This window comes from Rhodopila globiformis, assembly GCF_002937115.1.
Taxonomy (GTDB): Bacteria; Pseudomonadota; Alphaproteobacteria; order Acetobacterales; family Acetobacteraceae; genus Rhodopila; species Rhodopila globiformis.
The window spans coordinates 18,892-29,242 of the sequence record NZ_NHRY01000031.1 but is presented as its reverse complement, the minus strand read 5'-3'; the positions used below and the strand labels follow the sequence as shown (position 1 = coordinate 29,242).

Annotated in this window: 12 protein-coding genes; 8 read left to right on the top strand and 4 right to left on the bottom strand. The window is 68.9% G+C overall.

Annotation, left to right across the window (positions count from 1 at the left end; genetic code table 11):
- Positions 1–176: transposase (locus CCS01_RS01080; RefSeq protein WP_146101497.1), on the top strand; the 176-nt coding region annotated here is incomplete at its 5' end.
- Positions 177–541: 365 nt separating this feature from the next.
- Entirely contained in the window at positions 542–1,102 is a 561-nt protein-coding gene (locus CCS01_RS01075; RefSeq protein ID WP_158258176.1) for a chalcone isomerase family protein, read from the top strand.
- Between the two features lie 105 nt (positions 1,103–1,207).
- Here CCS01_RS01075 and CCS01_RS01070 read toward each other — a convergent pair whose 3' ends face one another.
- Positions 1,208–2,182 carry a D-2-hydroxyacid dehydrogenase family protein gene (locus CCS01_RS01070; RefSeq protein ID WP_104516982.1) on the bottom strand — a complete coding sequence of 325 codons (975 nt, stop codon included), beginning with the start codon at positions 2,180–2,182 and terminating at the stop codon, positions 1,208–1,210.
- A 152-nt stretch (positions 2,183–2,334) separates the two neighbouring features.
- On the opposite strand from CCS01_RS01070, the gene CCS01_RS01065 reads away from it, so the two are divergent.
- The 4 genes from CCS01_RS01065 to CCS01_RS01050 all read left to right on the top strand — a co-directional run bounded on the left by CCS01_RS01065 (position 2,335) and on the right by CCS01_RS01050 (position 4,541).
- On the top strand, positions 2,335–3,264 hold the full coding sequence (locus CCS01_RS01065) for a 3-hydroxyacyl-CoA dehydrogenase (RefSeq protein WP_104516981.1): 930 nt from the start codon (positions 2,335–2,337) through the stop codon (positions 3,262–3,264).
- 88 nt (positions 3,265–3,352) lie between these two features.
- A complete protein-coding gene (locus CCS01_RS01060) occupies positions 3,353–3,769 on the top strand; it encodes a secondary thiamine-phosphate synthase enzyme YjbQ (protein WP_104516980.1) in 417 nt (138 codons plus the stop codon).
- A 158-nt stretch (positions 3,770–3,927) separates the two neighbouring features.
- Positions 3,928–4,161 (top strand): type II toxin-antitoxin system Phd/YefM family antitoxin, encoded by a 234-nt coding sequence (locus tag CCS01_RS01055; protein ID WP_104516979.1) that lies wholly within the window; start codon positions 3,928–3,930, stop codon positions 4,159–4,161.
- Entirely contained in the window at positions 4,158–4,541 is a 384-nt protein-coding gene (locus CCS01_RS01050) for a type II toxin-antitoxin system VapC family toxin (protein WP_104516978.1), read from the top strand. The genes CCS01_RS01055 and CCS01_RS01050 overlap by 4 nt, the downstream gene beginning before the upstream one ends.
- 747 nt (positions 4,542–5,288) lie before the next feature.
- Here the strand turns inward: CCS01_RS01050 and CCS01_RS01045 are convergent.
- On the bottom strand, positions 5,289–6,068 hold the full coding sequence (locus tag CCS01_RS01045) for a glutathione S-transferase family protein (protein WP_338049951.1): 780 nt from the start codon (positions 6,066–6,068) through the stop codon (positions 5,289–5,291).
- Between the two features lie 60 nt (positions 6,069–6,128).
- Here CCS01_RS01045 and selD point away from each other — a divergent pair, with 60 nt between their 5' ends.
- The gene (gene selD, locus CCS01_RS01040; protein ID WP_104516977.1) at positions 6,129–8,249 is read left to right on the top strand and encodes a selenide, water dikinase SelD; all 2,121 of its coding nucleotides are present in this window, start codon (positions 6,129–6,131) and stop codon (positions 8,247–8,249) included.
- Between the two features lie 5 nt (positions 8,250–8,254).
- Here the strand turns inward: selD and CCS01_RS01035 are convergent, their stop codons facing one another.
- Complete coding sequence (locus tag CCS01_RS01035; RefSeq protein WP_104516976.1) at positions 8,255–8,458, bottom strand: hypothetical protein; 204 nt, start codon at positions 8,456–8,458, stop codon at positions 8,255–8,257.
- A 131-nt stretch (positions 8,459–8,589) separates the two neighbouring features.
- Positions 8,590–9,144, bottom strand: a complete 555-nt coding sequence (locus CCS01_RS01030; protein WP_158258175.1) for a Uma2 family endonuclease — start codon at positions 9,142–9,144, stop codon at positions 8,590–8,592.
- Positions 9,145–9,273: 129 nt separating this feature from the next.
- Between CCS01_RS01030 and CCS01_RS01025 the strand changes: the two genes are divergently transcribed.
- On the top strand, positions 9,274–10,350 hold the full coding sequence (locus tag CCS01_RS01025; RefSeq protein WP_104516974.1) for a tartrate dehydrogenase: 1,077 nt from the start codon (positions 9,274–9,276) through the stop codon (positions 10,348–10,350).
- Position 10,351 lies beyond the last annotated feature (1 nt).

The window sequence follows — 10,351 nt, the reverse complement described above, 5'->3', positions numbered from 1 at the left end:
CCAATCGCCGCTCGCCGCGGACCTACGACCGCGACCTCTACAAGGCGCGCCATCTGATCGAAAATTTCTTCGCCAGGCTCAAGCAGTTCCGTGCCATCGCAACCCGCTATGACAAGACTGCCCGCAACTTCCTCGCCGCGGTCCACCTCGCCGCCGCCGTCGTTTGGCTTAATTGACGACACGCCCTAGGCGGTGGCGCGCGAAAAAAAACGGCGGTGCTTGTGGCACCGCCGAAGTTTAGGGAGGAAACGTCCAAGAAAGCAGTGCGCCTAAGCGCGGTCTGCGGGTGCAACAATGCCAAGGTTGGTGGCGATAGGCAAGGGGTATTGCTGCGCCGCAGCATCTTGTTTTTAGTTCCGGCGCAATGTGTGGCTTTGATGCCACAATCCGCGGAACGAGGCCTGGCCTGTTTCAAGCGCCTCGGCGATAGACAAGAATTGCACAGGCCGCCCGGTTTACCGGCCGGTTCATGTCTTTGCCGGGACACGTCCGTCCCGCAAGATGACGGTGTATGGCAGCTGCATCAAACGGGGGAATGGTATTGATCCGCAATCTGATTCTCGCGGCGCTCGTTGCGATCTGCGTGTCGTCCGCGTCCGCGGCGACGGTGGACGGAGTCACCATGCCGAATGCGCGCATGGTCCAGGGCAGGCAACTGGTGCTGAACGGCATGGGGGAGCGGACCTATTCGTTCCTGCGAATCCGCATCTACGTCGCCGCCCTGTACCTGGAGCACCGCAGCCACGACGCTGAGGCCATCCTCCGCTCGCCGGAGACGAAGCTGCTGAATGTCCGGTTCCTGCGCGATGTCAGCGCGGAGGATGCGCGGAAATCATGGCGCACCGGATTCGCGAACAACTGCCAGCCGCCATCGTGCACCGTCAATCCGGCGGAAGTGGAGGAGTTCATCTCGCGCGTGCCGGCGGTCCATCAGGGGGACAACAGCATGCTGCTGTTCACCGCCAGGGGCGCCATCGTGACATTCAACGGCCGGCCGATGGGCGACATCAACGATCCCCACTTCGCCTATGTGCTGCTGCGCACGTTCCTCGGCCCGGCGCCGGCCTCGCCCGACCTGAAACAGGCGTTGCTGGGCCTGTAGCCCCTGCCGGCACGGGACGCGCCGCACCGGGACGCTGGGTGCCGCCAGCGCCCGTCGCCGTCCAGGGGGGCCGCCCAGGGGTGAGCCACCCGGGCGCGCCGATTGCTACAGGGCTTCCGGATTCGTCACCCGCACCGGCTTGCCTTCCAGGAAGGCCAGCGCGTTCTCGATCATCTGTGGATAGAACTGGTCCCAGGTCTCCTTCACGCAGTAGCCCAAATGCGGGCTCAGCACCGTGTTAGGCGCGCTGCGCAGCGGGTGGTCGGGTGGCAGCGGCTCGTGGTCGTACACGTCCAGCGCGGCGACGATCTTCCCGGCATGCAGCGCCGCCAGCAGCGCCGCCTCGTCGACGATCGGCCCGCGCGAGGTGTTGATCAGGATCGCCCCCGGCTTCATCCGCGCGATGTCCGCCGCGCCAACCAGCCCGCGGGTGCGGTCGGACAGCACCATGTGGATGCTGATCGCGTCGGCTGTCGCCATCAACGCGTCCTTCGGCACCAGCCGCGCCCCCGCCGCCTCGGCCTTTTCCGCCGTTAGGTTCGGGCTCCAGGCAATGACGGACATGCGCAGCGCCGTGCAGTAGCGCGCCATGTAGCCGCCGAGCCGGCCGAGGCCGATGATCCCGATGGTCTTGCCCGCCAGCCCGATGCCCACCGGCACGCCCATCTGGAAGCCGCCGGCGCGGATCACCTCGTCGCCCACCGCCAGCCCGCGCGCCGCGCTGATCAACAGCCCGAGCGCCAGTTCCGCCGTCGCCGAGTCGGCCTGGCCGCTGGCCTGGGTGTTGCAGACGACCACGCCGCGCGCCGTGCAGGCGGCGGTGTCGAGCGAACGGTTCAGCGCGCCGGTGATCCCCAGCATGCGCAGCTTCGGCAATCGGCTGATCAACGCGCCCGGCAGCGGCGTGCGCTCCCGCATCGACAGCACGATGTCGAAATCGTGCAGCTTTGCGGCGGCGTCGTCGGCGTCGGCGAAGGCCTCGGCGAAGAACACGACCTCGGCCTGCGCCTGCAAGGCAGTCCAGTCGGCGGCGCCACGCGCGACGCCCTGCCAGTCGTCCAGCACCGCTACCCGGGTCATGTCCGTTTCCTCCTGTCGCCGCCGCGGAAACCTGACGCTGCCACCGGGTTCGCGCAAGCGGCCGCAGGCAGCCCGTTGCGTAAGCGGTTGCATCCGCACGGTTGCCTGCAAGCCCGGACCCGTGGAATCTCTGGCGCAAAGGAGGAACGCATATGACCAACGTCGCCGTCATCGGGGCCGGTCTTATCGGCCGCGCCTGGTCCATCGTCTTCGCCCGCGCCGGGTTCACCGTCACGCTATGGGACCAGGTGCCGCAGCAGACCACCCTGGCCACCACCTTCATCGCCGCTCGGCTGCCGGAACTGAAGGCGGCAGGGCTGCTGAAGGACGACCCGGCCGCGGTGCTGGGCCGCATCACGCCGATGCAGTCGCTGTGGGAGGCGGTGCGCAGCGCGGACTACATCCAGGAGAACGGTCCGGAACGGGTCGAGGTCAAGACCGCCCTGTTCGGCGAACTGGAACGCGCCGCAAGGCCCGAGGCGGTGATCGCCTCGTCGTCCTCCGGCATCCCGGCCAGCGCCTTCACCGAGCATCTGCGCACCCGCCACCGCTGCCTGGTGGCGCATCCGGTGAACCCGCCCTACCTGATTCCGCTGGTGGAGCTGTGCCCGGCGCCGTGGACCGATCCGGCGGTGACCGCGCAGGCGCGGGCGATCATGGAGCAGGCCGGCCAGGTGCCGGCGACGGTGAACAAGGAACTGGACGGGTTCGCGCTGAACCGCCTGCAGGGCGCGCTGCTGGCCGAGGCGTTCCGACTGCTCGCCGACGACGTGATCTCGCCCGCGGACCTCGACGCGCTGGTGAAGCATGGGCTCGGGCTGCGCTGGAGCTTCATGGGGCCGCTGGAGACGATCGACCTGAACGCGCCCGGCGGCCTGGCGGATTACTGCAACCGCTACGGCCCGCTGTACTGGCTGATGCAGCAGCAGATGCGGCCGCTGGCGTGGGACCAGGCCCTGGTCGATCGCCTGCAGGCCGCGAGGCGGGCGGACCTGCCGGCGAACCAGCAGGCGCTGCGGCAGGAATGGCGGGACCGCAGGCTGATGGCGCTGCTGGCGCACAAGGCGGGCCAGCCGGCGTGAGGCCGGCGCGACGTGCCTGACGGCGGCGGCGCGGCCGATGGCGAATGCGCCGGTTGCGCCGGGACTCTGCAGTCACCAAACAGAGGGTATGAAGCAGGCACTCCATACCCTCCGCGTCCGGACCACCGGGCAGGACCTCTATGACATCACACAGCCCATCGGCGGCTGGGCCGGGCAGCAGGGAATCGACACTGGATTGCTGACGATCTGGTGCCGCCACACCTCGGCGTCGCTGATCGTGCAGGAGAATGCAGATCCTGATGTGCGGGCGGACCTGCTGGATTTCTTCCGCCGGGTAGTGCCGGAGGGCAGCCAGTACCGCCATGCGGTCGAGGGCCCCGACGACATGCCGGCGCACATCAAGGCTGCCCTGACGCAATCCAGCCTGTCGATCCCGCTGCAGCACGGCGCGCCGCTGCTGGGCGCCTGGCAGGCGGTCTATCTGTTCGAGCACCGGACGGAGCCGCAGATGCGCAGCATTTGCCTGCACGTCATCGGGTTCTGATCGGCCGACGCGGCGACGCCGCACCCGGACGCCTGCCTCAGGGACATCCTGACCAGGGTCGCCGACGGGCATCCCATCAACCGGATCGATGATCCTTAGCTAACTTGACTAATCCAGCAGCAGTCAGCTAACCTGGTTCTGTTGCCGGGAGCATCAGGATGCAGCAGGTCACCATTCATGCCGCGAAAACCAATCTGTCCAAACTCATCGAGGCGGCAGTGAACGGCGAGGAGATCGTCATTGCCAAGGGCAGCAAGCCGGTCGTCCGGCTCGTTCCGATTACGCGCGGCGCATTCCGGATTGGTCTGCTCGCAGGCCGGCTCGGCGCAATCCCCGACTTTTTCGAGCCGATGGACGCGGGCGATCTCGACCTGTGGGAAGGCGGCCGGTGACGACGATTTTGCTCGACACCCACACCTGGGCCTGGAGCTTGTCCGGCGACGCGCAGCTTTCGAAGCCGGCCCTTGCCGCCATCAGCGCGGCGGACACGGTGTTGGTCAGTCCCATCAGCTTTTTCGAGATTGCACAGAAAGTCCGGCTCGGAAAATGGCCGGATATGGCGCCGTTCGCTGGCCGGTTGCCCGCCCTGCTGGACGAACAGGGCGGCTCGGTCGCGGGCTTTGATCCGTCGATCTGCATCGCCGCCGGCATGATGGCCTGGACCCATCGCGATCCGTTCGACCGCCTGCTGGCCGCCACGGCGATGCGCTACAACTTGCCTCTCGTGTCGGCAGATACCGCGTTCGACGGCATTGTGACCCGGGTGTGGTGACGATCGACGGTGCCGCTCTGCACCGGCGTTACTGCGTAACGCTGAAATCGGCATCCCGGGCGGGCGAAGCCGAATCAAGCCGGCGTACGATCCGCTCATCGGCCGTCAGGAACAGCCGGTCCGGAATCGCTGCGCCGGCTCATGTCATCCAGTGCCCAGCCTCGCGCTGAGCGAGCTTGTTCGTTTCGATTGCGCGGTGAGAGGGAAGGTCCCGTCCGCGTTTCTTCATCACAGCCTGATCCTCTCGACCTCGGCCTGCGCGAGGCGTTCCTTGGTCCGGTCATGGAGCCTGGTCGTGCGTGGACTCTCGTGCGCCGCCATTTCCTGGGCATGCTCTACAGCAGACCGCAGGTCGATTGAGACAGGGCGACGGCGCTCCCTCATCGTCATGGCCCGGCTCGTCCGGGCCACCTGTTCCAGCACATGTGCCGCGATAGGTGGCCCGGACGAGCCCTACGGGATGCACACATCTCGGAAACGGTCCGCCGCTGCGTTTCCCTTTCGTCATGGCCCGGCTTGTCCGGGCCACCTGTCGCGGCACAAGTGCTGGAATAGGTGGCCCGGACAAGCCGGGCCATGACGATGGGGGAACGCTCTTGGCGCCCAGGCAAGCACTTGATTTTACGGTCATTTCCGACTCGTTTCCAGGATGTGTGCATTGCGTAGGGACGAGCCGGGCCATGACGGTGAGGACAGGGGGCCTCAGTGTCCCAACCGAACTGCGGTCTGCTGTAACGACCGGCCGGTTCAGGCGGCGCGTGTCGCCGCCCGGCCGAGGCCGCCGTACTGGTCCAGCATCCGATCCAGCCACCCGGCGACGATGTCGCTGTCTTCGAGCAACGCAAACCGGCTGGCGCAGCGCGGCCACATCAGGGTCCCGGCGACAATGTGATCCGCGTAGCTCGGCGCCGTGCCGCCCAGCCAGTCCTGCCGCCGCAGCACCAGCCGCAGCGGAACCAGCAGGTCGCGGAAGGCGGCCAGGCGGTTCTCGCGCCCGTCCTGCACGGCCTCCAGGGTCGTGCCGAAGCGCGCCTCCCGGCTGGAGCGGAAATAGTCGCGGTCCTTCGGGTCGATGATGTCGAACAGGTCGCGCATGATGAACCGGGCTATGCCGCCGACGAGCACGCCGTCGGCCCAGGCGTTGACGAACAGCGCATGCGCCTTGCCGGTGGCGCCGCCGAACAGCGTCGGCTCGGGATACCGGTCCTCCAGGTAGCCGGCGATCGACCAACTGTCGGACACGACGGTGTCGCCGTCGCGGATCACCGGCACCTTGCCCTGGCCGGAGAAGGCGATGACGTCGGTCTCGGTGAACCGCCAGGGCACCGTCTCCACCGGCAGGCCCTTGTGCGCCAGGGCAAACCGGATCCGCCAGCAATAGGGGCTGAACCGCAGAGCCGGGTCCGCGCCCGCCAGGTCATACAGGGTGATGCTCATCCCGGAAGCTGACCACGCCTCGCCGCGCCCGTCCAGGGTGCCGACCGACAACGGACGCGAGTCGGCCGGGTCAAGTGCAGGCGCGTTCATGAACAGCACAGATGGTTGATCCCAGGCGACGACTCGCCGCGACCACGATACTGTGTCCTCATGCAATCGTCCCGCCCGGTTGAGACCGACATCGTGCTGCTCGGCGCCGGCCACGCCCACGTCGAGGTGCTGCGCCGCTTCGCCCTGCAGCCCGAGCCCGGCGTGCGCCTGACCCTGATCGGCCGCGAGCCGGAGACCCCCTATTCAGGCATGTTGCCCGGCCTGCTGCGCGGCGAGTACGCCTACCGGCAGGCGCATATCGACCTCGCCCCGCTCGCCGCCATGGCAAGGGCGCGGCTGATCCTGAGCGAAGCCGTCGCCATCGACCCCGACGCCCGCACCGTCGCCCTGGCCGATCGGCCGGCGGTGGGATTTGATCTACTGTCGGTGGATATCGGGGGCGTGCCGGTGGTGCCGCCGGAGGGCGGCATCGGCGTCAAGCCCATCGGCCGGTTCCTGGACCAGCTGGAGTGGCTGGAAAACGCGCTGGAGCCGGGCTCCCGCATCGCCATCGTCGGCGCCGGCGCGGCGGGATGCGAGCTGGCCCTGGCCCTGGCCGTGCGCTTCAAGGCGGCGTTCCGCCTGGCGCTGATCTGCGCCACCGCCGGGCCGATCACCGAGGCCCCCGGCGCGGCCCGGCGCGCGGTGCGCCGGGCGCTGGCGGAGGCCGGGGTGGAACTGGTCTGCGGCGTGACGGCACTGGGCATTCAGCAGGGACGCCTGCTGCTGTCGGACGAGACCGCGCTGGATGTCGCCACGGCGCTGTGGGCGACGGGCGTCGAGGGCCCGCCGCTGCTCGCCGCCTCCGGCGTTGCCTGCGACCGCGCGGGGTGCATCCGCATCAACCGCGACCTGTCCAGCGTCAGCCACCCGTTCATCTTCGCCGCCGGCGACTGCGCCGCGCTGGAGGGCCAGCCGCGGCCGAAGGCGGGCGTCTGGGCGGTGCGCGCGGGCGGGCCGCTGGCGGACAACCTGCGCCGCGCCGCCACCGGCAAGCCGCTGGAGCGCTGGCGGCCGCAGCGGCACGCGCTGGTGATCCTGGGCCTGGGCAACGGCCGGGCGGTCGCCTGGCGAAATGGGATCGCGGTGCAGGGCCGCCAGGTCGCCCGCATCAAGGACCGCATCGACCGCCGCTGGATGCGGATGTACACCGAGATGCGGATGCCGGCGGACCCGGACGCCGCCATGCGCTGCGGCGGCTGCGGCGCCAAGGTCGGCGCGGAGGTGCTGGCGGCGGCGCTGGCCTCGCTGCCGAAGCCGGATGGTCCGGATCTGCTGGCCAAGCGCGACGACGGCGCGGTGCTGAAGCCGCCGGTGGGGAAGCTGTTGGTCCAATCGGTCGATTACTTCCGGTCGTTTCTGGACGATCCATTCCTGTTCGGCCAGATCGCCGCCGCGCACGCGCTGTCGGACCTGCACGCCATGGGCGCGATGCCCTGGACGGCGCTGGCGATCGCCTCGGTGCCCTATGGCCCCGGGCACAAGATGCGGGCGGAGCTGTCGGCCATGCTGCAGGGGGCAGTGGAGGTCTTGCAGGCGGACGGCTGCCTGCTGGCCGGCGGGCACAGCGCCGAGGCGGCCGAGCCGGCGCTGGGCTTCTCGGTCACCGGGCTGGTGGATTCCGGCAAGGTGCTGCGCAAGGGCGGGCTGCAGCCCGGCGACCAGTTGATCCTGACCAAGCCGATCGGCACGGGTATCGTGCTGGCGGGGCACATGCGCGGGCTGGCGCGGGCGGCGTGGCTGACGGCGGCGATCGACTCGATGCGCACGACCAACGCCGTGGCGGCGCGGATCGCGATGGATCATCGGCCGCGCGCCGGCACCGACGTCACCGGCTTCGGCCTGGCCGGGCACCTGATGGAGATGCTGGGCGCCTCCGGCATGTCGGCGGTGCTGCGGCTGGAGGCGATCCCGATCCTGCCAGGCGCGCGGGCGCTGGCGGCGGAGGGAATCGAGAGCACGCTGGCGCCGGAGAACCGGCGGCTGCTCGGGGAGGTGGCGAACACGCCGGACCTGGCGCTGCTGGCCGATCCGCAGACCTCGGGCGGGCTGCTGCTGGGCGTGCCGATCGGCCGGGCGGGCGACTGCCTGGATGCGCTGCTGGACGAGGGTCTGAGCGCGGCGGTGATTGGCGAAGTGGAGGCCGCGCAGGACGGCGCGGGCCGCATCAGGCTGGCGTAGCGGGATTACTTCCGGGCGAAGCTGAGCTGGGCCTCATGCACCAGGTCGGGGCACAGCACGGCGACATCCTGCTGGAAGCCCGACAGGACGGGCTGGCTGACGCCAAGGGCCTGAACGGCTTCTTCATCGGCGCCGGCGAGCAGGTGTTCGTCATGCGGCGTGGATCGGGCGAAGATGGCGCGCAGGCTTTGCGGCAGGACGATACGCATCGGGTGCGACCCCTTTCCTTGCGGGCGGCAGCGGTGCGCTGTCGTCTGGCACGGTGTATGGGCGGCCGCATGTTGCGTTGCAACGAGAAAGCGGGACATTCCAGCCCAGCCCGGCCAACATGACTTGTTCGTTACTTTGACAAGCCAGCCGTGCGGTAGATATCCGTAATAAGCAGGATCAAATCAATACTGGACAGCTCAAGTTGCGCCGGCGGGCGGATGATTGCCGGCGTTGGCGGCCAGTTGCCGTCGCTGCCGCGGGGGAGCAGTTCGGCCTCCATCCGGGTGGAACGGACGGCGAGGATTTCCCGCACGCTGGGTATCGTGGTGTAGGTCCAGATGTTCGACCGCGTCTGCGCCTCGTTGCCCGGGGACAGGATTTCGATCAGCAGCACCGGTTCCGGCACGGCCACGCCGCCTGAAGGCGGTGCGCAGGTGACGCCGAGATCGGGGATGCGGAAGTTTTCATTGGCTTGAACGCGCGGCACGATCGCGGGCGCAACGACAACACTGCACGCGCTTCCGGCGGCGAGCAGGTGATTGCCCAGCAAACGGACGAGTTCCGCCTGGATGCGCGCATGCGCGTCAGCCGCCGGCGCCATCAGCACCGGTTCGCCGTCCACGAGCTGCCAACGCCGGCCGGTGACGTCGTCGGAGTCCCAGCGCAGGAAGGCCTCGACGGTCATGTGCGTCGGCACGGGTTTCCGAAGAGCAACCATATTTGCATTTTACCACGCCACGACGCCGCCCGCCACGGCTTGGTTCCCTTGCCTGCGCGCGCTACCAAAGGCGGCATAACCAATAAGGAGCCGTCCATGACCCGCCAGTACCGCATTGCCTCCGTCCCCGGCGACGGGATCGGGCCGGAAGTCATCGCCGCCGGGCTGGAGGTGCTGGACGCCGTCGCCTCCCGCGATGGCGGGTTCTCACTGGCGGTCGATCATTACGACTGGGGGTCGGACCGCTACCGCAAGCACGGCGCGTTCATGCCGGCGGACGCGCTGGCCTGGCTGCGCACGGCGGACGCGATCTATTTTGGCGCCGTCGGCGATCCCAACATCCCGGACCACATCACGCTGTGGGGCCTGCGGCTGCCGATATGCCAGGGGCTGGACCAGTATGCCAACGTGCGGCCGACGCGGATCCTGCCCGGCGTCACCTCGCCGCTGCGCGACGCCGGGCCGGGCGACCTGGACTGGATGATCATCCGCGAGAACTCGGAAGGCGAGTATGCCGGCCAGGGCGGCCGGACGCATCGCGGCCTGCCGGAGGAGGTTGCCACCGAAACCTCGATCTTCACCCGCCGCGGGGTAGAGCGGATCATGCGCTTCGCCTTCGAGACCGCCCGGTCGCGCCCGCGCAGGCACCTCACGGTGGTGACGAAGTCGAACGCGCAGCGGCACGGGATGGTGTTCTGGGACGAGATCGCCGCGCTGGTCAGCCACGACTACAAGGACGTGACCTGGGACAAGGAACTGGTCGATGCGATGACGATGCGGATGGTCCGCCGCCCGCGCAGCCTCGACACGGTGGTGGCGACCAATCTGCACGCCGACATCCTGTCGGACCTGGCGGCGGCGCTGGCAGGCTCGCTGGGCATCGCGCCGACGGGGAACATCGACCCGGAGCGGCGCAGCCCGTCGATGTTCGAGCCGATACACGGCAGCGCGTTCGACATCACCGGCAAGGGGATCGCCAACCCGGTGGGGACGTTCTGGACCGGGGCGATGATGCTGGAGCACCTGGGGGAGAAGGCCGCCGCGGACCTGCTGATGCGGGCGGTGGAGCAGGTCTGCGCCGCCGGCATCCTGTCGCCGGACCTGGGCGGTTCGGCCACGACGCAGGCGGTGACGAAGGCGGTGGTGGAGGCGGTGCGGGGGATGAACCGGTAGG